General features: G+C 54.2%; 24 protein-coding genes and 2 pseudogenes. 14 read left to right on the plus strand and 12 right to left on the minus strand.

Annotation, left to right across the window (positions count from 1 at the left end):
• Window positions 1-4 precede the first annotated feature (4 nt).
• Both serS and ACZ1HF_RS00975 read right to left on the minus strand, forming a co-directional pair.
• A complete protein-coding gene (serS, locus tag ACZ1HF_RS00970; RefSeq protein WP_472655755.1) occupies window positions 5-1,297 on the minus strand; it encodes a serine--tRNA ligase in 1,293 nt (430 codons plus the stop codon).
• A 79-nt stretch (window positions 1,298-1,376) separates the two neighbouring features.
• Window positions 1,377-2,114 carry a trypsin-like serine peptidase gene (locus ACZ1HF_RS00975; protein WP_472655756.1) on the minus strand — a complete coding sequence of 246 codons (738 nt, stop codon included), beginning with the start codon at window positions 2,112-2,114 and terminating at the stop codon, window positions 1,377-1,379.
• 157 nt (window positions 2,115-2,271) lie between these two features.
• Here ACZ1HF_RS00975 and yajC point away from each other — a divergent pair, with 157 nt between their 5' ends.
• The 5 genes from yajC to ACZ1HF_RS01000 all read left to right on the plus strand — a co-directional run bounded on the left by yajC (window position 2,272) and on the right by ACZ1HF_RS01000 (window position 6,357).
• Window positions 2,272-2,589: a preprotein translocase subunit YajC gene (gene yajC, locus ACZ1HF_RS00980; RefSeq protein ID WP_472655757.1), complete on the plus strand. Its 318-nt coding sequence runs from the start codon at window positions 2,272-2,274 to the stop codon at window positions 2,587-2,589.
• 75 nt (window positions 2,590-2,664) lie between these two features.
• Window positions 2,665-4,266, plus strand: a complete 1,602-nt coding sequence (gene secD, locus ACZ1HF_RS00985) for a protein translocase subunit SecD (protein WP_472658945.1) — start codon at window positions 2,665-2,667, stop codon at window positions 4,264-4,266.
• A 3-nt stretch (window positions 4,267-4,269) separates the two neighbouring features.
• Window positions 4,270-5,241 (plus strand): protein translocase subunit SecF, encoded by a 972-nt coding sequence (gene secF, locus ACZ1HF_RS00990; protein ID WP_472655758.1) that lies wholly within the window; start codon window positions 4,270-4,272, stop codon window positions 5,239-5,241.
• Window positions 5,238-5,987, plus strand: a complete 750-nt coding sequence (locus ACZ1HF_RS00995) for a TSUP family transporter (protein WP_472655759.1) — start codon at window positions 5,238-5,240, stop codon at window positions 5,985-5,987. The genes secF and ACZ1HF_RS00995 overlap by 4 nt, the downstream gene beginning before the upstream one ends.
• A 7-nt stretch (window positions 5,988-5,994) precedes the next feature.
• Window positions 5,995-6,357 (plus strand): Mth938-like domain-containing protein, encoded by a 363-nt coding sequence (locus ACZ1HF_RS01000; protein WP_472655760.1) that lies wholly within the window; start codon window positions 5,995-5,997, stop codon window positions 6,355-6,357.
• Between the two features lie 72 nt (window positions 6,358-6,429).
• Here the strand turns inward: ACZ1HF_RS01000 and ACZ1HF_RS01005 are convergent.
• Window positions 6,430-6,857 (minus strand): annotated as a pseudogene (locus ACZ1HF_RS01005) (VOC family protein).
• Window positions 6,854-7,762, minus strand: a complete 909-nt coding sequence (locus ACZ1HF_RS01010; RefSeq protein ID WP_472655761.1) for a DUF817 domain-containing protein — start codon at window positions 7,760-7,762, stop codon at window positions 6,854-6,856. Before ACZ1HF_RS01010 ends, ACZ1HF_RS01005 begins: the two are co-directional and overlap by 4 nt.
• Before the next feature lie 236 nt (window positions 7,763-7,998).
• On the opposite strand from ACZ1HF_RS01010, the gene ACZ1HF_RS01015 reads away from it, so the two are divergent.
• The 4 genes from ACZ1HF_RS01015 (at window position 7,999) to ACZ1HF_RS01030 (ending at window position 12,021) form a co-directional block, all read left to right on the plus strand.
• A complete protein-coding gene (locus tag ACZ1HF_RS01015; protein WP_472655762.1) occupies window positions 7,999-9,588 on the plus strand; it encodes a hypothetical protein in 1,590 nt (529 codons plus the stop codon).
• A gap of 76 nt (window positions 9,589-9,664) precedes the next feature.
• Window positions 9,665-10,576: an FAD-dependent thymidylate synthase gene (gene thyX / locus ACZ1HF_RS01020; RefSeq protein WP_472655763.1), complete on the plus strand. Its 912-nt coding sequence runs from the start codon at window positions 9,665-9,667 to the stop codon at window positions 10,574-10,576.
• Between the two features lie 63 nt (window positions 10,577-10,639).
• Window positions 10,640-11,287: an MT-A70 family methyltransferase gene (locus ACZ1HF_RS01025; protein WP_472655764.1), complete on the plus strand. Its 648-nt coding sequence runs from the start codon at window positions 10,640-10,642 to the stop codon at window positions 11,285-11,287.
• Window positions 11,288-11,292: 5 nt separating this feature from the next.
• On the plus strand, window positions 11,293-12,021 hold the full coding sequence (locus ACZ1HF_RS01030; RefSeq protein WP_472655765.1) for a BglII/BstYI family type II restriction endonuclease: 729 nt from the start codon (window positions 11,293-11,295) through the stop codon (window positions 12,019-12,021).
• Between the two features lie 246 nt (window positions 12,022-12,267).
• On the opposite strand, the pseudogene parE reads toward ACZ1HF_RS01030, so the two are convergent.
• Window positions 12,268-14,213, minus strand: a pseudogene (gene parE / locus ACZ1HF_RS01035) (DNA topoisomerase IV subunit B).
• A 151-nt stretch (window positions 14,214-14,364) separates the two neighbouring features.
• On the opposite strand from parE, the gene ACZ1HF_RS01040 reads away from it, so the two are divergent.
• Complete coding sequence (locus ACZ1HF_RS01040; protein ID WP_472655766.1) at window positions 14,365-15,717, plus strand: MATE family efflux transporter; 1,353 nt, start codon at window positions 14,365-14,367, stop codon at window positions 15,715-15,717.
• 18 nt (window positions 15,718-15,735) lie between these two features.
• Here the strand turns inward: ACZ1HF_RS01040 and ACZ1HF_RS01045 are convergent, their stop codons facing one another.
• The 3 genes from ACZ1HF_RS01045 to ACZ1HF_RS01055 form a co-directional block, all read right to left on the minus strand.
• Complete coding sequence (locus tag ACZ1HF_RS01045; protein WP_472655767.1) at window positions 15,736-16,143, minus strand: hypothetical protein; 408 nt, start codon at window positions 16,141-16,143, stop codon at window positions 15,736-15,738.
• Between the two features lie 153 nt (window positions 16,144-16,296).
• Window positions 16,297-16,710, minus strand: coding sequence for a RidA family protein (locus tag ACZ1HF_RS01050; protein ID WP_472655768.1), 414 nt, complete (start codon window positions 16,708-16,710; stop codon window positions 16,297-16,299).
• Between the two features lie 46 nt (window positions 16,711-16,756).
• A complete protein-coding gene (locus tag ACZ1HF_RS01055) occupies window positions 16,757-17,959 on the minus strand; it encodes a pyridoxal phosphate-dependent aminotransferase (protein ID WP_472658946.1) in 1,203 nt (400 codons plus the stop codon).
• A gap of 97 nt (window positions 17,960-18,056) precedes the next feature.
• Between ACZ1HF_RS01055 and ACZ1HF_RS01060 the strand changes: the two genes are divergently transcribed.
• From ACZ1HF_RS01060 to ACZ1HF_RS01070, 3 genes are all read left to right on the plus strand, one after another.
• Window positions 18,057-18,455, plus strand: a complete 399-nt coding sequence (locus ACZ1HF_RS01060) for a helix-turn-helix domain-containing protein (RefSeq protein ID WP_472655769.1) — start codon at window positions 18,057-18,059, stop codon at window positions 18,453-18,455.
• Window positions 18,452-18,715: a succinate dehydrogenase assembly factor 2 gene (locus ACZ1HF_RS01065; RefSeq protein WP_472655770.1), complete on the plus strand. Its 264-nt coding sequence runs from the start codon at window positions 18,452-18,454 to the stop codon at window positions 18,713-18,715. Before ACZ1HF_RS01060 ends, ACZ1HF_RS01065 begins: the two co-directional genes overlap by 4 nt.
• A 69-nt stretch (window positions 18,716-18,784) precedes the next feature.
• Entirely contained in the window at window positions 18,785-19,285 is a 501-nt protein-coding gene (locus ACZ1HF_RS01070; RefSeq protein WP_472655771.1) for a MarR family winged helix-turn-helix transcriptional regulator, read from the plus strand.
• Here ACZ1HF_RS01070 and ccmD read toward each other — a convergent pair.
• The 4 genes from ccmD to ccmA all read right to left on the minus strand — a co-directional run bounded on the left by ccmD (window position 19,282) and on the right by ccmA (window position 21,642).
• Entirely contained in the window at window positions 19,282-19,455 is a 174-nt protein-coding gene (ccmD, locus tag ACZ1HF_RS01075; RefSeq protein ID WP_472655772.1) for a heme exporter protein CcmD, read from the minus strand. The two genes, ACZ1HF_RS01070 and ccmD, sit on opposite strands and share 4 nt — an antisense overlap.
• Window positions 19,448-20,221 (minus strand): heme ABC transporter permease, encoded by a 774-nt coding sequence (locus tag ACZ1HF_RS01080; RefSeq protein ID WP_472655773.1) that lies wholly within the window; start codon window positions 20,219-20,221, stop codon window positions 19,448-19,450. The genes ccmD and ACZ1HF_RS01080 overlap by 8 nt, the downstream gene beginning before the upstream one ends.
• A 144-nt stretch (window positions 20,222-20,365) precedes the next feature.
• Window positions 20,366-21,022, minus strand: coding sequence for a heme exporter protein CcmB (gene ccmB / locus ACZ1HF_RS01085; protein ID WP_472655774.1), 657 nt, complete (start codon window positions 21,020-21,022; stop codon window positions 20,366-20,368).
• Window positions 21,019-21,642 carry a heme ABC exporter ATP-binding protein CcmA gene (gene ccmA, locus ACZ1HF_RS01090; protein WP_472655775.1) on the minus strand — a complete coding sequence of 208 codons (624 nt, stop codon included), beginning with the start codon at window positions 21,640-21,642 and terminating at the stop codon, window positions 21,019-21,021. The genes ccmB and ccmA overlap by 4 nt, the downstream gene beginning before the upstream one ends.
• 165 nt (window positions 21,643-21,807) lie before the next feature.
• Between ccmA and acnA the strand changes: the two genes are divergently transcribed.
• Complete coding sequence (acnA, locus tag ACZ1HF_RS01095) at window positions 21,808-24,498, plus strand: aconitate hydratase AcnA (RefSeq protein ID WP_472655776.1); 2,691 nt, start codon at window positions 21,808-21,810, stop codon at window positions 24,496-24,498.
• Window positions 24,499-24,517: the final 19 nt, after the last annotated feature.

Raw genomic sequence — 24,517 nt, forward strand, 5'->3', positions numbered from 1 at the left:
AGGATCACTTCAACGTCCCATCCGCGCTCAGCATCGTTTTGTCGCCCAGATAGGGCTGCAACACGTCAGGCAGTTTTACGGAGCCATCTTCTTGCTGGCCATTCTCCAGCACGGCAATCAAGCAGCGGCCCACCGCAAGGCCCGACCCGTTCAGCGTATGCACAAATTCAGGCTTGCCACCATCCGCTGGTTTAAACCGCGCATTCATCCGCCGGGCCTGAAAATCGCCTGTGGTTGAAACAGAGCTGATCTCGCGATAGGCGTCCTGACCGGGCAGCCACGCTTCGATATCGAATGTACGGCGCGCGCCAAACCCCATATCGCCGGTGCATAAGATCACAGTACGGTAGGGGATAGCGAGTTGTTCCAGCAGGCCTTCGGCGCAGCGCAACATGCGTTTTTGCTCGTCGTCGCTGTGGTCGGGATGGGTGATCGACACCATTTCGACTTTTTCGAACTGATGCTGGCGCAGCATGCCAGAGGTATCGCGCCCCGCGCTGCCTGCCTCGGAGCGGAAGCACAAAGTATGCGCTGTCATGCGGATCGGTAGCGCGCTTTCGTCCAGCACGTCGCCTGCGACGCTATAGGTTAATGGCACCTCTGAGGTTGGGACCAACCACCAGCCATTCGTGGTCTGATAGCTTTCCTCACCAAATTTCGGCAATTTATCTGTACCATACATAGCCTCATCCCTGACCAGGACTGGCGTTTGCATTTCTGTCAGGCCGTTTTTATCCACATGCGTGTCGATCATGAATTGTGCAAGCGCCCGGTGAATGCGGGCCACAGCACCTTTAAGAACCACAAATCGGCTGCCTGAAATTTTGGCCGCCGTTTCAAAATCCATAGAGGCTGCGACGCCGTTGATCTCGAAATGCTCTTTCGGCTTGAAGTCGAATTCAGGCGGTGTGTCCCAGCGGTTCACCTCGACATTATCATCTTCATCGTCCCCGTCAGGTACGTCATCCGCTGGAATATTATCGATCCGGGCCAGCATATCGGTTAACCGTGCGTCCTCGGCTTTGGCCTCTTCATTCAGGTCGACGACCTCATGCTTCTTTTGGGCCACCAGCGCGCGCAGACGTTCGAATTCTGCCTCATCACCCTTGGCCTTGGCCGCGCCAACCTGTTTGGAGACCGCATTCTGGTCTGCCTTCGCTGTTTCCGCAGCCTGTATCTTTGCCCGCCGGGCGGCGTCTATGGCCAGAATATCGGCAGAGGATACATCCGATTTCCGGCGCTTCATGGCAGCGTCAAAGACCTCGGGGGTCTCACGGATCATGCGGATATCGTGCATTTCAGATGTCCTTATCAGTTGAAAGCATGGGAATTCCCACTGCCGGGTCTATGGCGAAATTCGCAGAAAAGTCCAGTGCCTATGGGTCTTCAAACGTCAGTAGGGTTTTCTCATTCACCCGCGCGGCCAAAGACTTGTGCGGGCCTGCACCGTTTCGTCTGGCCGAGATCACGCCGACTATGCGCCATGCCTTATCATCGCGGATCAGAACCGGGGCGCCAGAGGTGCCTTCCATTACATCGCAGCTCAGCGCCAAGGTTGTGGTGTCGTAGGTTGCGATGCAGCCTTCATATTTGCTTAGGATATGCGCGCGATCACGACGATAGCCAAGCAGGGCGACAGGGGCAGTGTCTTTCCAATCCGCCCCGACTTTCAGTGGTGTTAGGTCGTCTATTGGCTGTGCAAGCGTGATCACCGCTAGATCGGTCTCGACATCGGCGCGCGCAATACTGCGGTGGTTGCGAGACACATATTCAGGGTGTGTGGCAATGGTTTTGGCGGATGCTGTTCCAAGATGTTCTCCCTTGTGCCAGCCCGCGACGAACTGCACGCGCGACGGATCATAGTGCGTGCCGGTTTTGGCATTGATGACGCAATGGGCAGCGGTCAGCACTTTATCCGAAGCGATTAGCGTGCCGGTGCAAGTGCTGCGGGATCGGAACCCGCCGACATTGACCTTGCCGATCGCCTGCCAGTCTGCGCGTTCCTCATCGGTGATCATTGGCGGCTGGGTTTGGCTCTGGCCAGCTTGCGTGCTTATGTGCAGTAACCACGCAACACCAAATACCAGACCTAAAAGACGCGCCGTGCCGGTCATTTTCGTAAGCCCCTTTTCATAAGCGGATTCAATCCCTATTTGCCGGTGATAAGAGCCGGTGGAACTAACGTAAAGCCGTTGCGCCTCGTGACCTGTGCAGGTAGGGTGCGCGCCAAGCCAACACGGGGCCGCAACCCCCAAAGACAAAGGACCGCAGATGTTCGTATCACCTGCTTATGCACAGGCCGCTGGCGCACAGGGCGCATTTACCAGTTTCATTCCATTGATCCTGATCTTTGCGATCATGTATTTCCTTCTGATCCGCCCTCAGCAAAAGAAGCTTAAGGACCATCAGGCGATGGTTGCAGCTCTGCGTCGCGGGGATCAGGTTGTCACACAAGGCGGCGTGATCGGCAAAGTGTCCAAGGTCAAGGATGATGGCGAGTTGGAGATCGAGATCGCAGATGGCGTTCGCGTTCGCGTTATACGCTCAACCATTGCGCAAGTCCTTAACAAGACCGAACCGGCAAAGTAATCCAGCATGCTTCAAATCTCTTTCTGGTCGCGGTTTTTTATATTTTTAACCGTTCTGGTTGGCATTCTTCTGGCCATGCCGAATGCCTTTTATACGCAAGTTGAAAAGCATAATGACGCAGCGGCCGAGATTGAGCAGGGTGTGCAGCTCACGCCAGAGCTGAACGCGGATTTGGCTGGCTGGCCAGATTTTCTACCCTCCAGTCTTGTGAATCTCGGGCTTGATCTACGGGGCGGGGCGCATTTGCTGGCCGAAGTGCAGGTCGAGGATGTCTATGAAGACCGTATGGACGGTCTGTGGCTTGAAGTCCGCAACGCTTTGCGGGGCGAGCGAGATACAATCGGGACGTTTCGGCGGCAAAACGCGCCGTTGGGTGAACTTCGTCTCAAGCTGCAAAACCCTGACGGCATGAATGTCGCGCTGCAACGTGTGCGTAGCCTTGCCACTTTCGTGCCGACGCTTTCTGGGGCAGGGTCCAACGATATCGAAGCGCGTGCGCAGGGCGATACGCTGATTGTTGCGCTGAGTGATGCGGAGCGGCAGGCGATGAATGATAGGACTATGCAGCAATCGGTCGAGATTATTCGTCGCCGGGTGGATGAGGTAGGCACCCGTGAACCCACGATCCAGCGACAGGGTGAGCGTCGCATTCTGATCCAAGTGCCGGGTATCGGGTCTGCGGCAGAGCTGAAAGCGCTGATCGGGACAACTGCACGCCTCAGCTTTCACGCTGTGGTCAGTCGCACAGGCAATGCAAACCAGTCCCCCGGTGTGGGCAATGTGATCTACCCGTCTATCGATGCGCAGGATGTGGGCACATACTATATCCTTGAGAAAGTGCCGGTTGTGACAGGCGAAGATCTGGTTGATGCGCAACCAGCGTTCGACCAAAACGGCTCCCCCGCTGTTACATTCCGGTTCAACCCGACGGGTGCTCGTAAATTCGGCATTTTCAGCTCGGAAAATATCGGTGCGCCCTTTGCTATCGTTTTAGACGAAGAAGTCTTGTCAGCCCCTGTCATCCGCGAAGCAATCACAGGTGGGTCCGGTCAGATCAGCGGTAATTTCACAGTTGAGGAATCTACCAACCTTGCCGTTCTGCTACGTGCTGGGGCTTTGCCTGCAGAAATGACATTTCTTGAGGAACGCACAATCGGGCCAGAGCTTGGACAGGACAGTATCGACGCAGGTAAGCTGGCGTGTATTGTCGCTTTCATTGCGGTGCTGGTGTTCATGATGCTGAGCTACGGCTTGTTCGGGGTTTTCGCCAATGTCGCCTTGATCCTTAATGTGGGGCTTATGTTCGGTCTTCTGTCGCTGATTGGCGCTACGCTGACTTTGCCCGGTATCGCTGGCATCGTTCTAACCATCGGGATGGCGGTGGACGCCAATGTGCTGATCTTTGAGCGCATCCGAGAAGAACTGAAATCTGCCAAAGGCCCGGCCCGCGCCATCGAGTTGGGTTATGAAAAGGCGCTCTCGGCCATTCTGGACGCCAATATCACGACTTTTATCATTGCGGTCATTCTGTTCGTCATGGGCTCTGGGCCCGTGCGCGGCTTTTCGATCACGCTGGCTTTGGGGATCATCACGTCGGTCTTCACGGCGATCTATGTGACACGTGTGATGATTGTGATTTGGTACGAACGCAAACGTCCCAAGACGATTGAGGTATAACAAATGCGCCTGAAACTTGTTCCCTCTGTCACCAATTGGGATTTCTTTGGAACTGCGAAATACACACTTGGCCTGTCTACCATATTCGTGGTCATTGCCTTTGCATCCTTCATGATTCAGGGCCTGAATTACGGTATCGACTTTCGCGGGGGCACGACAATCCGCACAGAAAGTACGCAAGAGGTGGATGTCGCAACCTATCGGCAAGCGCTTGAACCTCTGGGGCTTGGCGATGTCTCCATCAGCGAGGTGTTCGACCCGACCTTCCGTGCCGATCAGCACGTGACAATGGTAAGAATACAGGCGCAGGAAGGCGCGGAAAGTATCACTGCAGATACGGTTGCTGCGGTTCAAGAGGCGCTTAAAACGATAGATCCGGGGATGAAATTCCCCTCTGTTGAATCCGTCGGCCCCAAAGTCTCGGGAGAGCTGATACAGACTGCTGTAATAGCCGTGCTGCTGGCTGTCGGTGCCATGTTGATTTATGTCTGGCTCAGGTTCGAATGGCAGTTTGCCGTTGGTGCTGTGCTTGCGCTTGTTCATGATGTTGTGCTGACGCTGGGTATTTTCTCGGAATTGCAAATCAAGTTTGATCTGGCGATCATCGCCGCTTTGCTGGCCATCGTTGGTTATTCTATTAATGATACCGTGGTCGTATTCGACCGGGTCAGGGAAAACCTGCGCAAGTACAAACAAAAAGACCTCAAGGAAGTGCTGAACTTGTCGATCAACGAAACCCTGTCGCGCACTTTGATGACATCTGGCACAACCCTTCTGGCGTTGATTGCGCTGCTGATACTGGGCGGTGACGTTATCCGTGGCTTCGTCTTTGCTATGACATGGGGCATCATTGTGGGGACATATAGCTCGGTCTTTGTGGCCTCAGCCGCGCTGCTTTTCTTAGGCGTCAAGCGCGATTGGTCAAAGCCTGATCCGAATGCTGTAGGAAATCAGTTCGGCAATATAGACGCGTGAGCTTTTGGGCACAGGCGCTGGCAACGCCTGGTCTGATTTGGCTTGCCGTCGCCGTTTTTGCTGCCGGGATTGTCCGGGGGTTTTCGGGCTTTGGCAGTGCCATGATCATTATGCCTGCGGCCTCGTCAGTTCTTAACCCGTATGCAGCCCTTGCTTTTCTGACGGTCATCGAACTTTTCGGCCCGCTGCCAAACCTGCAAAACGCTTTGCGAAATGGTGACAAGCGTGACGTGGTCCATTTGCTCATTGGTGCGCTTGTTGGCCTGCCCCTTGGGTTGTGGACCCTTGGGTTTCTGAGTGGCGATGTTTTCGGCTGGGCCGTGTCCGGTATTGTGCTGATGCTTCTGGTTTTGCTTATGGCGGGGTGGCGATATGCTGGCACGCTTGGACCTTACCTGACCACAGGCGTTGGGGGGATTGGTGGATTTCTTGGGGGCATTGCTGGCCTTCCCGGCCCGCCGGTTATTATGCTCTACATGGCCAGCAAAAGACCAATTGCTATGATCCGCGCGAATTTCCTGCTTTATCTTTTGCTCATTGATATTCTGATGATAGGGATTTTCTTCATCTTTGACCTTTTTGATTTCAACGCGGTCATGGTTGGGGTCATATTGATCCCTTTATATCTTGTGGCAAACATAGCTGGCGCTGCTATGTTCCATCCTGAACGCGAGGTAATTTACCGCCGCGTTGCCTATGCAGTTATTGCGGCCTCTGCTTTGATGAGCTTACCGCTTTGGGATTGAACACATCATGCGCCTGACCGAGATTTCCTACGACAATGCCCCACCCGTTGACGGCTATGGCCCCGGATTTTTCCGTATCGGCGGCGAGGTGCATAAGGGCAGCGTTCTGTTGCTGCCAAATTCTGTAACCCCTTGGGCCGGGTTTGATGATATGGATACAATCCTGTCGGTGGCGGGTAAGATTGACGTGCTTTTCATTGGAACAGGGGCCGAGATCACCCATATCCCGGCGTCGATACGTGACAGCCTTGAAGTGGCTGGTATCGGGGTAGAACTAATGTCTACGCCGACCGCTTGCCGCACCTATAATGTTTTGCTGAGCGAGGGCCGGCGGATTGGCGCGGCGTTGCTTGCAATCGCCGCGTCTTAATGGTTCGAGTATTTTTGGAATTATTAATCGAAGCAACCGGGCAAGCTGAAACTCAACCAGCAGCATGTGTTTTCACCAATGTCCTGTGTTTTCCATACTCGCCCAAGGCTCTGCAGATGGTAGGCTATCGCCCATCTGCAAAAGCTCGATCGATACATTGTCCGGGGATCTGACAAAGGCCATATGTCCGTCGCGGGGCGGACGATTGATTGTTACGCCATTGTCCATCAGATGCTGGCACATATCGTAGATATTCTCGACCCGGTAAGCCAGATGCCCGAAATGTCGGCCGTCTGATGGCAACCCTTCATCACCATCCCAATTATAGGTCAGTTCAACAGCAGCGTTTTCCTGACCGGGGGTGACATAAAAAGCAGAGTGAATCGCCCGCCTTCGTGGTCCATACGGCGTGTTTCCTCAAGCCCCAGAAGCTCGTAGAACGCTTTGGATTTCTCAAGATCCTTCACCCGGACCATCGTATGCAGATATTCGATTTTCATGAGATTTCTCCTTCTGTGGCTTCAGTCATGATGATCCCGCGGGCGGCACCATCGGTACGGGTTTCCGGTCTAACTGCCGCGCGCGACAATGCACTGCGACTGACAAGCGTGACTGTGACAAAGGCGACGTAAAGCAGCAAGTACCATGATCCCATTTTTGCAAAGCCGACCATCTCAAACGCGTTTTGGCCTGCATAGATCCATGTGCCGGTAAACGTGCCGACATTTTCTGCTACCCAAACAACCAGCGCTACCATGAATGCACAAAGCGGCATGGGCAACCAGCGTGGTGTCTGGCCCACATAGAACCACAACCGCGTGCGGCCAAACAGGATCAGCGAGCCTGTAAACAGTGCCAGCCTGATGTCTGGGAGAAAGTGATGCGCGAAGAAGTTCACATAGATTGCTGCCCCAAATAGTAGCGAGACCCAAAAGGGCGGGTAGGGGGCAAAGCGCATCTCGAAGATACGGATGACGCGGGCGATGTAAGACCCGATACTGGCATACATGAAGCCTGAAAACAGGGGCACGCCGCCAAGTTTGAAGATACCGGCTTCGGGATAGACCCATGAGCCCATCTCGATCTTGAACAACTCCATTGCTGTGCCTGTGATGTGGAATAACAGGATCACACGGGCCTCTTCCCATGTTTCAAGCTTGAAGATCAGCATGAAGGCCTGGGTAAACACCGCAAAAAGAAATAACCCGTCATAGCGGGTCAGCGCCCATCCATCCTGCCAGACGGCTTTGGTCCCAAGAATTGCAAGGATGAACAGAATGCCGAACAACGCGGCCCAACCCTGTTTGAGAACGAACATGACAAACTCGGCCAACCAGCCCGGCAGGCGCGCCCGCGCCCAATCGCCCATATTGCGCTCTAACCCGCGCGTACCCCAATCTGCCATCCTGCCTCCGTATTCTTGTAGGCAGAGTGCCGCGTGGTTTTGACAGAGGCAAGAGGCGTTGCGACGACTTCAGAATATGGGTCATGGAATATGACACAGCTGGGCCAATGATCAATTTGCCACGCCGATTTCAAAACACTTCGGTCGGTCTGTATATTCTTGAGAAAGGGTCCTATTTCCGTCACTTTCCTTTGTAATTGAGACCACCAAGATTTCTGTAAGGCGCCATGTGAAATATGATTGATATTCGCAAACAAGGGCTCGCGGCTTTCGTTGCTATTCTGGCAGCAATCCAGTTCTATCAGGTTGCCTGGATCAGCGATGACGCTCTTTTATCGCTGAGACAAGTTTTCAACTTCGTCGAAGGCGAAGGAATGGTTTGGAACCTTGGCCAGCGGGTTCAGGCATTTACCCATGTATCGTGGTTCTTCGGGATGGCATTGGGCTATCTCGTTACCGGCTCGCTCTATTGGGGGACTTTGCTATTATCTGCCCTGTGCTGGGCTGGGGCATTAGCGGTCTACTGGCGCGCAATTTTACGCCGCGATTTTGCGCCTATGTGGTCGCTACTGTTAATGCTTTTGCCACTGATGTCGCTGGCTATCCGGGACTACACATCATCGGGATTGGAAACGCCACTCTCTTTCCTTTTGGCTGCGTTGATCTTTGAGTTGCGGGGCAAGGCGCTCTGGCTCGTTCTCGCGTTAGCTGTTCTGACCCGTCATGATCACGCGTTGCACTTCGGGCCTTTGGCCCTGTGGCTGATGTGGCAGGGGCAGGGTCGCCTGCGGGATATATGGCCAGGGGGCGCCTTACTTGTCGGCTGGCATGCATTCTCGCTCTATTACTTTGGGATGCCTTTACCAAATACCTTCTATGCCAAGATGGGCGGTATGGTCCCGCGCGAAGTGCTGATGGACAATGCATGGCTCTATTATCTAAGTGCTGCTTTGCATTTGCAGGTGACGCTCTTCATCATTGCCATGGGAGTCGTTGCGGGTCTGGCAACTGCAGGCAGGGACAGATGGCTTGCGCTTGGGATATTGCTGCATATGGCCTACCTCATCCATATTGGCGGCGATTTCATGCGTGGCCGTTTTCTGGCCGTGGATGCCTTTATCGCGTGTTTCCTTCTTGCGCGGGCCGCGCCGTTCAGGCTGGTACAGATCACCACTATGATGTCGGTTTTTTTCGCCGTGCTTTTTACCCATCCTTGGAACGGGACCATCGATATCTTCAAAATCCAATGGCAGATGATTATGGATGAACGTCTGTTCTATTCCCGCGCCTATGCCGTGCGATCTGAACATCGGGAATGGCCTACGCCACAACCGGCAGATCATGCAAAGCCAGAGATGTATTTAACTGGCTGCGGCTTGATTGGCGGCGCGCGCATACGTTGGAGCGATCAGGTCTATATCGTGGATGCCTGCGCGTTGACAGACCCGTTCGTTGCCCGGCTTCCGGTTGCTCTGACCGAAGTTATGCGTCCGGGGCATATCCCACGCTATCTGCCTGAAAACTATGGCTATGCATTGGCAGAAGGGGAAGCGCTGTCATACCCTGCCGCACAGAAGCTGTTTGATGACATACAGCTTGCGACTGTTTCACCTTTGGATTCCCCCGGTCGTTGGGATGCCATCTGGCGTTTGCTACGAAATGACTACGATATTCCCTTTGAGGATTTCCGCACTGGTGCGGAGGGTTTAGGGGAACTTGGTTCACAGTTTTTATATAGCAGTGTCGACGAACTGCCGACGTTATATCTTTATCCATCCCCTATGTGGAACACGATTGAGGGTACAGAAATCGAGAAAGACGAGTAACATCATCTTGATATATACCATAGTTTAACGTCTATATATAGCCTTACCCGACTCGTCAGATGCAAGGAAGGCCAAGATGCCCATTACCCAAGACCAACAGGCCGAAATCGACGCGCAGCGCGGCCAGACATCCCAGACCCTGCGCGCCACCGTGTCTGGCATCGAACAACACCTCTATAAGGCCCATGACGTGCTCGATCACGGCTTCATCCGGGTCATCGACTATATGGGTGACGATAGCGCCATCTGTCAGGCCGCCCGCGTCTCCTACGGCAAGGGCACCAAATCCGTGCAAAACGACGAGGGCCTGATCCGCTACCTGATGCGCCACTGGCACTCCACCCCGTTCGAGATGTGCGAGATCAAGCTGCATGTCAAACTGCCCGTCTTCGTGGCCCGCCAATGGATCCGCCACCGCACCGCCAACGTCAACGAATACTCCGCTCGCTATTCCATCCTCGACCGCGAATTCTACATCCCCGCCCCCGAGGACCTTGCCGCCCAATCCGTCGTCAACAATCAGGGCCGGGGCGAGGCGCTGTCGGGCGAAGAAGCCCAACGCGTCCTGCGCTACCTGCAAGACGACGCCACGCGCGCCTATGACCACTACGAGGAAATGATCAGCCAGGACGACCAGCAAGGCCTTGCCCGCGAACTGGCCCGCATGAACCTGCCCGCAAACATCTACACCCAATGGTACTGGAAGGTGGACCTGCACAACCTCTTCCACTTCCTGCGCCTGCGCGCTGATGCCCACGCCCAATACGAGATCCGCGTCTACGCCGACGCCATCTGCGAGGTCGTCAAGGATTGGGTCCCCGCCGCCTACGGCGCGTTCGAGGATTACCGCCTCGGCGGTGCCCAGCTTTCCGGCAAGGCGCTCGACTGCGTTAAGAGAATGTTAACCGGTGAGGTGGTTACTCAAGAGACATCCGGCATGTCCAAGGGGGAATGGCGGGAATTTGAGGGGGTTGTTCGTAATGCCTAGAGATGCAATCTTTTCTTAAACAATAAAGCCTTTCATAGGCGAATAAATCGGTGGCGACAGAGCATGACAGATATATTTGATGAACTTGGCGACCAGAAATTTGGAACTATCATGGCAGACCCGCCGTGGCAGTTTCAAAACAGAACTGGAAAAATGGCTCCAGAACACAAACGTCTCAATCGTTATTCAACAATGACTTTGCAGGACATATGCGAGATGCCAGTTGCCGGACTAGCGCGAGACCCGGCTCACTTGTATTTATGGGTGCCCAATGCATTGCTGCCCGAAGGCCTTCAGGTGATGAAGGCATGGGGATTTGACTACAAATCAAACATCATCTGGCAAAAGATACGAAAGGACGGTGGTCCAGACGGTCGAGGAGTAGGCTTTTACTTTCGCAATGTGACTGAAATTTTGCTTTTTGGCGTTAGGGGTAAGAAGGCTAGAACCCTGGCGCCAGGGCGTTCTCAGGTGAACTACATCGGAGCATTAGAACCTGACGGAGATATCATCAAGACACGAAAGAGAGAGCATTCTCGTAAACCAGACGAGCAGTATGAAATCATCGAAAGCTGTTCTAGCGGCCCATTTCTAGAACTTTTTGCCAGAGGTGAGCGCAAAAACTGGACCGTTTGGGGCAATCAAGCTGACGAAGGTTATAAACCCGATTGGAAAACTTATTCATACAATTCAGGTCTGGTCGCGGGTTAGAGCAGGTGACGAATCATAAGGATGTCTCGTCTGGAAAAATTTCCGATCCCCAACGCCTAACGGATGCGATTTTTTCTGAATATATTAGAGATAAGTTCGAGATTTACAGTTACAGGAACGCTGCGGCCATCTTGAAGGAGAGCTTCCCTCATGAGTTTTCCGAGCTGTGTCTCGCCCTACAAAAATTTGAAATAACAACGGCTATGATTCGAGAACCTGGAGGAAGCAAAGGGCCAATCGCGAAATATGTCGACACGATTTTCGATGATACGTGGATTGAAACAAGAATTTCAGCTGATTTGCATGTGAAACTCCAGCATGCGCAAATTAAAGACAAGGTCCTTAAGGAGTATACACGCGAAGGATTCCTTGATGGCCACAGAATTGATTTTGTAAAAGGGCGTGTAGCGCTAGATCTTGAGTGGAACAGCAAAGATCAGACATATGATCGCGATCTTTATGCTTTTTCTGCATTCTACGAGGCTGGCGCAATCGACGTTGGGATAATTATAACGCGCGGCAGTTCGTTAGACAACGCATTCTTTAAAAGCTTGGGGAAGGTTTTGAAAAAAGATGGATCTGAAGGCTCAGACGATGTCTATAAAAAATTTGGCGCCTCAACGACTTGGATGGGAAAGTTGCTATATCGGCTTGATGCAGGAAGAAATGGAGGATGTCCGGTTTTGGCGATTGGTATCAAACCTAGTTGCGTAAAAGACTACGGCCCCTTCTAAATTAGTCCTCAATGTTTCGACCTCGCACGATCAAAGATCGTGCCGCGCCCGTGTCCGGCGCTTTGCGCGTTCGATATTGAAACTGTCCACTGGACAGTTGCCGAGACATATCTAACCCACCCCCACGGGCGGGCGCGTTGCTTCCCGCCCTCGGTCCGGGCACGGTACTCCTAATACCCTCGGGTGTTTTGCTGTTCTGACCTATAAAGATGTCCGGCGAATACCCAGCCCAAACCATTGACGCCCCTAGACGTCCACATCTTCCACGAACCGCGCGTTTTCCTGAATGTACTCAAACCGCAGTTCTGGTTTCTTCCCCATCAGCCGCTCCACCAGATCGCTTGTTTCGCCCGGTATGTCCTCATCGATTGTCACCCGGATCAGTTTGCGGGTCTTCGGGGCCATCGTGGTGTCTTTCAGGTCCTTCGCGTCCATCTCGCCCAGACCCTTAAAACGCTGCACGTCGATTTTGCCCTTCCCGCCCAGACCTTTGGTCAGCAGGCGCTCTTTCTCAAGATCATCCGCCACATAGACCCGCGCCGCGCCTTGGGTCAGTCTGTATAGTGGCGGGCAGGCGAGATACAAATGCCCCTGATCAATCAGCGGGCGCATTTGAACGAAGAAAAACGTCATCAACAGCGACGCAATATGCGCCCCGTCCACATCGGCGTCCGTCATGATGATGATCTTGTCATAGCGCAGATCGTCAATGTTGAACCGGGTGCCCATCCCAACGCCAAGCGCTTCGCACAGGTCGGAAATTTCCGAATTGCTGGTCAGCTTGTTCGACGCGGCCCCCAGCACATTCAGGATTTTACCCTTCAACGGCAAAAGCGCCTGCGTTTCGCGGTTGCGCGCGCCCTTGGCCGAGCCGCCCGCGCTGTCGCCCTCGACAATGAAAAGTTCCGTCCCTTCACGGGATTTCGAGGTGCAGTCGGTCAGCTTGCCCGGCAGGCGCAGCTTCTTGGTCGCCGATTTGCGGGCAGTTTCCTTCTCCTGACGGCGGCGCAGACGTTCCTCGGCACGCAGGATCAGGAAGTCTAGGATAGCCCCTGCGGATTTTGTGTCAGCGGCAAGCCAGTTGTCGAAATGGTCCCGGACAGAGTTCTCGACCATGCGCTGGGCCTCGACCGTGGCCAGACGGTCCTTGGTCTGGCCCACGAATTCAGGGTCGCGGATGAAGCAGGACACCAGCGCACCGGCCCCGGTGGTCAGGTCCTCACGGGTGATGGTGCCGGCTTTCTTGTTGCCCACAAGATCGCCGTAAGCCTTGATGCCTTTGAGGATCGCGGCCCAGAACCCGGCCTCATGGGTGCCGCCTTCGGGGGTGGGCACGGTGTTGCAGTAGGATTGAATAAACCCATCGCGGGCCGGGGTCCAATTGATGGCCCAATCCACCTTACCGGGGAGTCGAATTTGTCGAAAGAGACGGACCCTGCGAAGGGGGCGTCGGAATAGGTGGTCGCCCCGCCAAGAGTTTCAGACAGGTAGTCAGAAAGCCCGCCGGGAAAGTGGAATTCGGCCTCGTTGGGAGTTTCACCGTCGTCGATAGCGGTTTTCCAGCGGATTTTGACGCCAGAGAACAGATAAGCTTTGGAGCGCGCCATTTTGAACAGGCGCGCAGGCTTTAGTTTGAGCGTGCCGAAGATATCCGCATCGGGATGGAACGTGACAGCTGTACCGCGCCGGTTCGGGGCCGCACCAATCTTTTCCAACTGGCCTTGCGGAATGCCGCGCGAGAACTCCATCGCGAAAAGCTCTTTATTTCTGGCGACTTCAACGCGCAAATGGTCTGACAATGCGTTGACCACGGAAGAGCCGACGCCATGCAGCCCGCCTGAGGTCTGGTAACTGTCGCCCGAGAATTTGCCGCCTGCATTCAATGTGCAGAAGATGATTTCCAAAGCGGATTTCGAAGGGTCTTTAGGGTGCGGGCCGGTGGGGATGCCGCGACCATTGTCGCGGACCGAGACATGGCCGTTTTCGTGAAGCTCAACCTCGATCCAGGTAGCATGACCCGCAACGGCTTCGTCCATGGAGTTGTCGATAATCTCGGCCACCATGTGATGAAGTGCGCGGTCATCCTTGCCACCGATATACATGCCGGGGCGCAGGCGGACATGTTCCATGTCCTCCAGAACCTCGATGGAGGAGGCATTATAGTCATCACCTGAAGACAGGAGGTCATTCATATTATCTGCTCTTTGTTTGTTGGAAATGAGTATGCCAGAGTAGACAGGGTGGGGGAAGATGTTGGTTGCATCAAATTTGTCTCCAAACAAGATTGCGTCTGCTTAGGCGTGCACGCTTGCCAATAGGGTTGCGTCGACGTAAGCGCGTGGGATGACCTATCTTCAACATATTCGCGCAACATTGGTTTTGGGGCTGCCGCTGGTTGGCAGTCATCTGGCGCAGTTTGCGGTGCATATGGTCGATACGATCATGCTGGGCTGGTATGACGTAACCGCCCTTGCGGCCAGCGTGTTGGCGACGTCGTTTTTCTTTGTGATCTTCATCATGGGCGCCGGATTTGCCTTTGCCGTGATGCCGATGGTGGCTTCGGCCGCAGCGCAGGATGATAGCGTGCGTGTGCGCCGCGTGACACGTATGGGGATGTGGCTGTCGGTGCTTTATGCGGCTGTGTTTATCCCTGCGATGATCTGGGCAGGCCCGATATTGCGCGCCTTTGGCCAAGAAGTTGAGCTGTCGGGGCTGGCGCAGGACTATTTGCGGATTGCCGGGTGGGGGCTGTTCCCGGCGCTGTTGGTGATGGTGCTCAAAAGCTATTTGGCCGCCTTGGAACGAACGCAGGTTGTGCTATGGGTCACGGTGGCTGCTGTTGGTGTGAATGCAGCGCTGAACTGGCTGCTTATCTTCGGCAATATGGGGCTGCCCGAGATGGGATTGCGCGGGGCGGCTGTGGCCTCTGTCATGGTGCATATTATCTCGCTTCTGGTGTTGGGCGGCTATGTTATAAAAGGGGTTGCAACGCGGGATCATGCGCTGTTTGAACGGCTCTGGCGCCCTGATCCGCCCGCTTTCACAGAGGTGTTTCGGCTGGGTTGGCCGATTGGTCTGACCAATCTGGCGGAATCGGGGATGTTCTCTGCTTCGGCCCTGATCATCGGATTGATTGGCAAGCTGCCGTTGGCCGCGCACGGGATCGCGCTACAGATCACCTCGGCCACATTCATGGTGCATATCGGAATAAGTCAGGCGGCAACGGTACGGGCTGGTCGTGCGATCGGGCGCGCAGATGTAGTCGGGTTGGGCCGGGGTGGTTTAGCCGCAGTAAGCCTGTCGATGGGGGCTGTGGCGCTGACCATGCTGGTCTTTCTGGGCGTGCCAGAGTTGCTTATGAAAGGCTTTCTACGCCCCGATGATCCCGCGCGCGATCAGATCATCGCCATAGGAATTTCCCTGCTGGCAGTCGCAGCACTGTTTCAGTTGGTAGATGCAGGGCAGGTCATGGCTTTGGGATTGCTGCGCGGGATTCAGGATACCCGCGTGCCGATGCTCATGGCGGCATTCAGCTATTGGGTCATGGGGATACCGGCCAGCTATCTATTGGGCATCACCTGGGGTTTTGGTGGCGTTGGTGTGTGGTTCGGGCTGGTCATTGGCCTTCTGTTTGCCAGCGCGCTTTTATGGTGGCGATTTTTGAAGCGGTATGGCGCGATGAGGCGGACAGCATAAAGGCGTACTGGCCAAAATTCACTTGCGGACCTTCATTAACCGATCCGCCTTCTTACGAACCAGGACCGAGCGCAGATCATGCATGGCCAGAAGCAAAGCGTCTGTGACGTCTTCAAGCTGTTCCTCGCTGGCACGAGACTGCGCCCATTGAGTGGTGAGGTTCAGGTAGTCGACAGCGCGGTAGATGTCGTCCATATCGCGGGTGGACAGAACGGTTAAACGTTCTTCCATCCAGTCGCGGATGACGGCCTCTTCCTGATCTGTCAGAGAGTGGTTGCCATGGGGCTTGATCTCTCCATTTCGGATGTTGACGACAGCAATCTGGTTCATATCAATCCGACGCTGGCGGTTCTGCGTGTCCACACGAAACACAGTCGCGCCGTTTTCACGGACACGGAAATAGAATTCTGGAAGCTCGCTTGTCATTTACCGGTTTGACCCGTTTGTTGCTTTCAATGAAGCTAGCACAGGGTAGGGGCTGGGAATAGTGAGTTATTATGCTGGTTTGGATCGGTTTTCTTGGGGTCTCAACGCATGTTACGGTTGACGCGCCAATGCTGACACAAGCTTTGGATAAAGTCAGTCACACTCAATTTCTGCGATAACTCGAATTTCCACCACTGCCCCTTCTCGACGCAGCCCAGCGACTTCAACTGCAGTCCACGCAGGGTATGTGTCATCAACGTATTCAGATCGGATTTGATTGAATATCTCAAAATGGTCGCGCAAACCAACGTGGTAAGAAGTCATTTCAACGATTGCACTGTAATCCAAACCTGCTTCACTCAAGACGGGCCTGATTTTTTCAAAGGTTTGCCGGAATTGTTCTTCAAGGTCGCTTGGCATTGAGCCATTTGAACAGCTGCCAGTTATGCCGGTTAAAAACACATGATTGCCGGATACGATGCCCGGCGAAACCTTGATTTGGTCTGCAGATGCCTCTGACCCTGCTGGGTATAGTGCTCTCATTGCTGAGTGTACCTCTATGAACACGGGTTTGACCGTGCGAGATCAACGGCGATTTTGTGACGTCTTTCGCCTATTTCAACTCCGCACAAAACTCTTGTATCCGCGTGCAAGCCTCTTTCAACGCTTCGTCCGATGTCGCATAGGACACCCGGAAATTTGGGCTCAGGCCGAAGGCGGCTCCGAAAACGACGGCGACGCCCTTTTCTTCCAGAAGGGCTGTTGCAAAGGTTTCATCATCAGTGATTTTCACACCACCTGCCGAGACCTTCCCGATACAGCCTGCAATGGATGGATAGACGTAGAATGCGCCCTCTGGGGTGGCGCATCTGATACCTTCGGCAGCATTGAGCATCTCGACAACCATGTTGCGGCGCCGTTTGAAGGTTTCGTTGTTCGGCGCAAGAAAGTCCTGCGTGCCGTTCAGCGCCTCAACCGCAGCCCATTGAGAGACAGAGCATGGGTTGGAGGTCGATTGCGACTGCACCTTGCGCATGGCGGCAATCAGTTTTTCCGGACCTGCGGCATATCCTATACGCCAACCTGTCATTGCATAGGCTTTGGAGACGCCATTAACGGTCAGGGTGCGATCATACAAAGCGGGTTCAACTTCCGCAGGTGTACAGAACTCGAAATCGTCATAGGCGAGATGTTCATACATATCATCGCTCATCACCCAGACATGGGGGTGACGCAGCAGCACGTCAGTCAGTTCCTTGAGTTCAACGCGGGAATAGCCTGCGCCGGTTGGGTTGGACGGCGAGTTGAAGATCAGCCATTTGGTGTTCGGTGTAATTGCGGCTTCAAGTTGATCGGCAGTCAATTTGAAATTGGTCTGCAGTGACGCTTCGGCCACAATCGGTGTGCCGCCTGCAAGAAGAACCATGTCCGGGTAGCTAACCCAATAGGGGGCCGGAATGACGACCTCATCACCTTCGTTCAGGGTCGCCATCAGCGCGTTATAAAGGATTTGCTTGCCGCCTGTGCCAACGCTGACCTGCGCAGGTGTATAGTCCAACCCGTTGTCGCGTTTGAACTTGGCGCAAATCGCCTCTTTCAACTCTGGAATGCCGTCGACAGCAGTATACTTCGTTTTGCCCGCATTGATTGCGGCAATAGCCGCGTCCTTGATGTTCTGGGGGGTGTCAAAATCCGGCTCACCTGCGCCAAGGCCGATAACGTCTTTCCCGGCACGTTTCAATTCGGCGGCTTTTTGCGTAACTGCAATAGTGGGCGACGGTTTTACGCGCGAAAGTGTCTTCGACAGAAAGGACATAACGTGGCTCACCGGTTTGTGTTTCACTCAGATGTGTCTTAGGGACAGGTCTGCAGACGATCAAGGCCAAACACCCATGATTTTCAGGAGAGCGGCAATGGATGACCTTCAGGACGATACGTATTTCAGTAACGAAAACGCAACTTTTGGGGACAGGGTACATGCCGCGCGGGAGGCCGTAGGACTGACCCAGCAGGACCTGGCCAAGAGGCTGGGGGTCAAGCTGAAAACCGTCCGTGGTTGGGAGGATGATCTATCCGAGCCTCGCGCCAATAAGCTGCAAATGATGGCAGGGCTGATGAATGTCTCTATCATGTGGCTTCTGACTGGCGATGGGGACGGCCTTGATGCGCCTGTGGACACAGTGGCTTTGTCGAGCGATGTGAACGATATTCTTCTGGATTTACGCAAGACCCGGTCCGAGTTTTCACGTCTTGCGGATCATATGGGTCGGCTTGAAAAACGGTTGCATCAGCTGTTGAGAGAGGGTGGATGAGCGAGGAGTCGCGTGAGATCAGGTTAAAACGCTTGCGCATCCGGTCCTGGCGTCGCGGGATAAAAGAGATGGACCTTATCCTGGGCAGTTTCGCCGATCAGGCCATGGCAGAGCTGAGCAATGCAGAGCTTGAATTATATGATGAAATGCTCGCCGAAAATGACCATGACCTGTATCATTGGGCATCAGGTCAGACGACTGTGCCGACCCGCTATGCCCTTCTTTTGGAAAAGGTTCTGACTGTTCATAAAGCTGTCTGAAACGGTTTAACCGAATATTGGGGATTTTGCCCGACTGTGCTCCGTAAGCTGTAAAGAGCGGAGAGCAGAATGAGTATACATAGCGCATTACCCAGCCCATCTTCGGGGCAGGATTTCATGACCGGCTATCTGGAAAGCCTTGCTTTGGTGGAGCGGTTGCACAGGCTGCTTCTGGACGTGATCAAGGATGAATTTGAGCGGTTGGGTCTGATCGATATAAATGCAGTGCAGGCATTGCTGCTCTTTAATATCGGCGACAATGAAGTAACCGCCGGTGAGCTGAAATCGCGCGGGTATTATCAGGGTTCGAACGTAAGCTACAATTTGAAAAAATTGGTTGAGATGGGATATATGCATCATCAACGCTGTCAGATCGACCGGCGTTCGGTCAGGGTGCGACTTACGGAAAAAGGGCGCGGTGTCCGCACTAATCTTGCAGAACTGTTTTCCCGCCATGCGGATGGATTGGAAGCAAAGGGGTTGCTTGGCCCGACCGGCATTGACGACATAAATGCCAGCCTGCACCGGATGGAGCGGTATTGGAGCGATCAGATACGCTATATTTACTAAGGGTCTATGTTTGGGTTCGTTGCCTTCGGGCGGCGGTCTTCGACCTGCGCTAGATGCGCTTTGATCCGTCTGGATTTCCAAAAGGACATACCCACAAGTATTGCGATCAGAAGGATCGAGATCGCATAGGCGGATGTGACGGTATCGCTGTATTTTCCCAGATCAGGCATTCGGTTTTGTCCCTTGTGGCAAGCTCGACGTGACAGGTTGGCCCATTCTTTCACGTGACATCAGCGCAGACAGGCGGCGTGCGCGGATCTCGGTCCGGGTGCGCAGCAAGACCAGTGCGATAAACAGCAGCACAAAGCCTGCGATGCAAACCAGCAGTGGGAAGTAGAAGACATCCGCGACGTTCTCTTCCTTATCCAGAGAGAGCGACGCGCCCTGGTGCAAACCCTGGTTCCAGAAATTGACTGCATAGCGTGACAGCACAGCAAAAACGGACCCCACGAGACACAATACCGAGGTCAGATCGGCAGCTGTGTCGGGGCTCTCAATTGCCTCCCACAATGCCATGTAGCCGAGATAGAAAAGGAACAGGATCAAAAAGGACGTCAGGCGCGGGTCCCAAGCCCAATAAGTTCCCCACATAGGTTGACCCCAAATTGCGCCTGTAAACAGTGCGATAAGCGTCATCGTAACACCAATGGGCGCCGCAGCTTTCGCGGCAAGGGCCGATACATGGTGGCGTCGGATCAGCCAGATCAATGAGCAAACCAGCATCATGAACCACACGTTAATTGCCATCAGTGCTGAAGGGACATGCAGGTAGATGATTTTTACGGTCGATCCCTGTCGGAAATCATCCGGTGTGAAGAAGAACCCCCAGATCAAGCCGACCACCAAACACGCTACAGAAGCTATGGCAAAATACGGCAGCGCCCAAGCGGACGTTTGCATGAAGCGTTTCGGATTTGCATATTCCCAGATCGACATATGATGACATTAGGCAATCGCACATGCGCGCGACAATGGGGCACGCAGGGAAGTTGCCTAAATTGTGACGCGTTCTACGTCGCGGGTTTGTTTATTCGGTGGTTTGACTTTTATGAGCTTTTGCTATTCATCCAAAAATGACGATTATTTGAGGTTGATGCGCAAGGCTGTCGCGGTGGCAAACGGCAGCAATGCGATAGTGCCTGCGGTGATGCCTGCCAGAAAGATCAGCGGTGTTGTCGCATTCAGGCCATCGGTGCCTCGCCGGACGGCTTCTGCACCGAAGATCAGGGTCGGAATGTAAAGCGGCAGTACAAGAAGCGAGATGAGCAAGCCGCCGCGTTTCAATCCGACGGTTAAGGCGGCACCGAATGTTCCCAGCATCGATAGGGCAGGCGTGCCAAGGGCCAGTGAGGCAATCAACCATGGAATAGCGGTAGCCGGTAGGTTCATCAGGATGCCAAGAACCGGCGCTGCAAGGGTTAAGGGCAAACCGGTAGTGATCCAATGCGCAAGGGCTTTGACAATGGCAACGCCCTCAAGCGGCAGTGGGGCTGTAGCAAGCAAATCAAGCGTGCCGTCTTCGAAATCCAGTTGGAAAATGCGGTCAAGCGACAGAAGACAGGAAAGTAGTGCGCCAACCCACAGAATGCCAGGCGCGATATGCGACAGGACAGAAGTCTCGGGGCCGACCCCAAAGGGAACCAATGTGACAAGGATCAGGAAGAAGGCAAGCCCGAGACCGAAGCCGCCGCCCGCGCGAATTGCGAGCATCAGGTCGCGGCGTAGGAGGGCGATCATGACAGAGCCTCGTCCAGAAATGGATCGGTCTCGGCCTGACCCGTGGCGCGAAACGGGCTGATGTCGAGAATACGGGCGTCGGGTAAGCCCAGATCGATATGGGTTGCGATGATAGCAGCGCCTCCGCCAGCCAGATGGCGACTGACAGCGGCTGCAAATTTTGCAACTGTAGCGGTGTCGAGCGATACGGTGGGCTCATCCAAAGCCCAAAGCGGGCGGCCTGTCAGAAGCAGCCGGGCAAGCGATAGGCGACGCTTTTGACCGGCAGATAGGAATTGGGTCCGACGATCAAGCAGTGGTGCCAGATCGAATGCCTCGATTGCGGCGTCAGGATCAGCAGTGCCATAGATGGCAGCCCAGAAGCGCAGGTTTTCAGCTACGGAAAGCTGCGATTTCAACCCATCTGCGTGGCCTGCATAGGCGACATCATCCGGGGTGAAGGACATTTGCCCTGCAACCGGCGGTGTAAGGCCCGCAATGCAACGCAGAAGTGTCGTTTTGCCTGCCCCGTTGGGTCCGCGCAGTATCAAAGCCTCTCCCGCATTGACGTGACAACTCAGATCCGAAAGGACCGTAAGGTCGCCGCGTTGGCAGGCAAGATTTGAGACTAAAAAATCCATTCCAACCCGCTTATCGCAAAGCTCAACGCTCGGGAAGGGAGAGGATAGGAGTAAATTTGTATACAATTGCATACCAAAACTGCCTGTGACCACTTGATTGCTGGTCCAGCTTGAGGCAAGAGGCTGGCAGATACAGTTATCACAGCCAATCCAAGGAGCCATGAGATGCCGATCGTCGTTGGACAGGATACCGCAAAGACCCGCAAAACGCTAAAAGTGGGAAGCAAAAGCTACGCATATTATTCTATCAAGGCGGCCCAAGAAGCTGGGCTTGGGGATTTCTCAAAGCTGCCTGCCGCGCTGAAAGTGGTGTTAGAGAACATGCTGCGCTTCGAAGATGGCAAGACTGTCAGCGTGGATGACATCAAGGCGTTTGCCGAATGGGGCGCGAAGGGTGGTAAAAACCCGCGTGAGATTGCGTACCGTCCCGCCCGCGTTCTGATGCAGGATTTCACCGGTGTTCCAGCGGTTGTGGACCTTGCGGCGATGCGTGACGGAATTGTCGCGCTGGGCGGTGATGCGGAAAAGATCAACCCGCTGAACCCGGTTGATCTGGTGATTGACCACTCGGTCATGATCGACGAGTTTGGCAACCCGCGCGCGTTTCAGATGAATGTGGATCGCGAATATGAACGAAATATGGAGCGCTACACATTCCTGAAATGGGGCCAATCAGCGTTCAACAATTTCCGTGTGGTTCCGCCCGGCACTGGGATTTGCCATCAGGTGAACCTTGAATACCTTGCCAAGACTGTTTGGTCGGATATGGATCAGGCCAGTGATCTGGTTGCGTATCCCGATACGCTGGTTGGTACAGATTCCCACACAACCATGGTCAATGGTGCAGCCGTTTTGGGCTGGGGTGTTGGGGGGATCGAGGCGGAAGCTGCGATGCTTGGCCAGCCGATCTCGATGTTGATCCCGGAGGTTGTGGGCTTCAAGCTGACAGGGTCCATGGTGGAAGGCACGACGGCAACGGACCTTGTGTTGAAAGTGGTCGAGATGCTGCGCGAGAAAGGCGTCGTGGGCAAGTTCGTTGAATTTTATGGTGACGGGCTGGACCGTTTGCCACTGGCAGATCGGGCCACTATCGGCAACATGGCACCGGAATATGGGGCAACCTGCGGATTTTTCCCAATTGATGCGGAAACCCTGCGCTACCTGAATACGACAGGTCGTGATGAAGATACGATTGCGCTTGTTGAGGCTTATGCCAAAGAGAACGGCTTCTGGCGTGACGCTGATTATGAACCAATTTACACGGACACGCTGAGCCTTGATATGGGCACGATTGTCCCTGCGATCTCGGGGCCGAAACGGCCACAAGATTACGTTGCATTGACCGAAGCGAAAGCGGCGTTTTCGCAAGAGATGAAAGAGACCTTCAAACGTCCGATGGACAAGGAGGTTGCTGTAGATGGTGAGGCATATCCGATGTCTTCGGGCAAGGTTGTGATCGCCTCGATCACGTCCTGCACCAACACATCGAACCCTTATGTCATGATCGGGGCCGGGTTGGTGGCACGCAAGGCGCATGAGTTGGGGTTGAACCGCAAGCCATGGGTGAAAACCTCGCTGGCGCCCGGGTCACAGGTGGTTTCCGCCTATCTGGAAGCAGCAGGTTTGCAAGACGATCTGGACGCTATCGGGTTCAATCTTGTGGGCTATGGCTGCACGACCTGCATCGGAAACTCGGGCCCGATCCAGCAGGAATTGTCCGAAGCAATTGCAGAAGGCGATCTGGTGGCCGTGTCAGTGCTGTCGGGCAACCGTAACTTTGAGGGACGGATCAGCCCCGATGTGCGCGCAAACTATCTGGCCTCACCACCGCTGGTGGTTGCCTATGCGCTGGCAGGCACAATGGATATTGACCTGACCACGGAACCTCTGGGTCAAGACAAAAATGGTAAGGATGTCTTCCTGAAAGACATCTGGCCGTCGCAAGCCGAAATTGCAGAACTTGTCGAGAAAACGGTGACGCGTCAGGCTTTCCAATCGAAATATGCGGATGTGTTCAAGGGTGACGAGAAATGGCAAGGTGTTGAGACGACTGACAGCCTGACCTATGACTGGCCGCCAACCAGCACTTATGTTCAGAACCCTCCTTATTTCCAGGATATGGCGCCCGAGGCCGGGGTCATCTCGGATATCAAGGATGCCAAAGTTCTGGCGCTCTTGGGTGATATGGTAACGACTGACCATATCAGCCCAGCCGGGTCGTTCAAGGAAAGCACACCAGCAGGCCAGTATTTGATTGACCGCCAGGTCGCCCCGCGTGAATTCAACAGCTACGGATCGCGCCGTGGCAACCACGAGATCATGATGCGTGGAACATTCGCCAATATCCGCATTAAGAACGAAATGCTTGATGGGGTTGAGGGCGGCTATACCAAGGGGCCAGATGGATCGCAGATGTCAATCTTTGATGCGGCAATGTCCTATCAGACAAAAGGCCGTGATCTGGTGATCTTTGCGGGTGAGCAATATGGGGCCGGGTCTTCACGTGATTGGGCTGCGAAAGGCACGGCGCTATTAGGTGTGAAAGCTGTGATTGCCGAAAGCTTTGAGCGGATCCACCGGTCCAATCTGGTTGGAATGGGTGTGATACCGTTTGAGTTTACTGGCGGTGATACCCGTAAATCGCTGGGATTGACTGGCGAAGAAACGGTGAGCATTACGGGACTTGAGGGTGATTTGAAGCCGTTGAGTGAAGTGCCATGCACAATCACAACGGCAGATGGCAGCTCGAAAGAAATTACAGTGAAGTGCCGCATCGATACTGCCATCGAGAAGGAATATATCGAACATGGCGGTGTGCTGCATTACGTCCTGCGCGATTTGGCCAAAGCAGCCTAATTACCAAACATGGGCGGGG

Source organism: Litoreibacter sp. GN1-5, from assembly GCF_055693805.1.

Coding starts and splice junctions, on each gene's coding strand:
- ACZ1HF_RS01010 (WP_472655761.1), bottom strand. CDS start 7,762: ATGGCAGATTGGGGTACGCGCGGGTTAGAGCGCAATATGGGCGATTGG.
- ACZ1HF_RS01065 (WP_472655770.1), top strand. CDS start 18,452: ATGAGCGAGGAGTCGCGTGAGATCAGGTTAAAACGCTTGCGCATCCGG.
- serS (WP_472655755.1), bottom strand. CDS start 1,297: ATGCACGATATCCGCATGATCCGTGAGACCCCCGAGGTCTTTGACGCT.
- ACZ1HF_RS01070 (WP_472655771.1), top strand. CDS start 18,785: ATGAGTATACATAGCGCATTACCCAGCCCATCTTCGGGGCAGGATTTC.
- ccmA (WP_472655775.1), bottom strand. CDS start 21,642: ATGGATTTTTTAGTCTCAAATCTTGCCTGCCAACGCGGCGACCTTACG.
- thyX (WP_472655763.1), top strand. CDS start 9,665: ATGCCCATTACCCAAGACCAACAGGCCGAAATCGACGCGCAGCGCGGC.
- ccmD (WP_472655772.1), bottom strand. CDS start 19,455: ATGCCTGATCTGGGAAAATACAGCGATACCGTCACATCCGCCTATGCG.
- ACZ1HF_RS01055 (WP_472658946.1), bottom strand. CDS start 17,959: ATGTCCTTTCTGTCGAAGACACTTTCGCGCGTAAAACCGTCGCCCACT.
- secD (WP_472658945.1), top strand. CDS start 2,665: ATGCCGAATGCCTTTTATACGCAAGTTGAAAAGCATAATGACGCAGCG.
- ACZ1HF_RS01080 (WP_472655773.1), bottom strand. CDS start 20,221: ATGTCGATCTGGGAATATGCAAATCCGAAACGCTTCATGCAAACGTCC.
- ACZ1HF_RS01000 (WP_472655760.1), top strand. CDS start 5,995: ATGCGCCTGACCGAGATTTCCTACGACAATGCCCCACCCGTTGACGGC.
- ACZ1HF_RS01040 (WP_472655766.1), top strand. CDS start 14,365: ATGACCTATCTTCAACATATTCGCGCAACATTGGTTTTGGGGCTGCCG.
- ACZ1HF_RS01025 (WP_472655764.1), top strand. CDS start 10,640: ATGACAGATATATTTGATGAACTTGGCGACCAGAAATTTGGAACTATC.
- ccmB (WP_472655774.1), bottom strand. CDS start 21,022: ATGATCGCCCTCCTACGCCGCGACCTGATGCTCGCAATTCGCGCGGGC.
- acnA (WP_472655776.1), top strand. CDS start 21,808: ATGCCGATCGTCGTTGGACAGGATACCGCAAAGACCCGCAAAACGCTA.
- ACZ1HF_RS01060 (WP_472655769.1), top strand. CDS start 18,057: ATGGATGACCTTCAGGACGATACGTATTTCAGTAACGAAAACGCAACT.
- yajC (WP_472655757.1), top strand. CDS start 2,272: ATGTTCGTATCACCTGCTTATGCACAGGCCGCTGGCGCACAGGGCGCA.
- ACZ1HF_RS01015 (WP_472655762.1), top strand. CDS start 7,999: ATGATTGATATTCGCAAACAAGGGCTCGCGGCTTTCGTTGCTATTCTG.
- ACZ1HF_RS00975 (WP_472655756.1), bottom strand. CDS start 2,114: ATGACCGGCACGGCGCGTCTTTTAGGTCTGGTATTTGGTGTTGCGTGG.
- secF (WP_472655758.1), top strand. CDS start 4,270: ATGCGCCTGAAACTTGTTCCCTCTGTCACCAATTGGGATTTCTTTGGA.
- ACZ1HF_RS01045 (WP_472655767.1), bottom strand. CDS start 16,143: ATGACAAGCGAGCTTCCAGAATTCTATTTCCGTGTCCGTGAAAACGGC.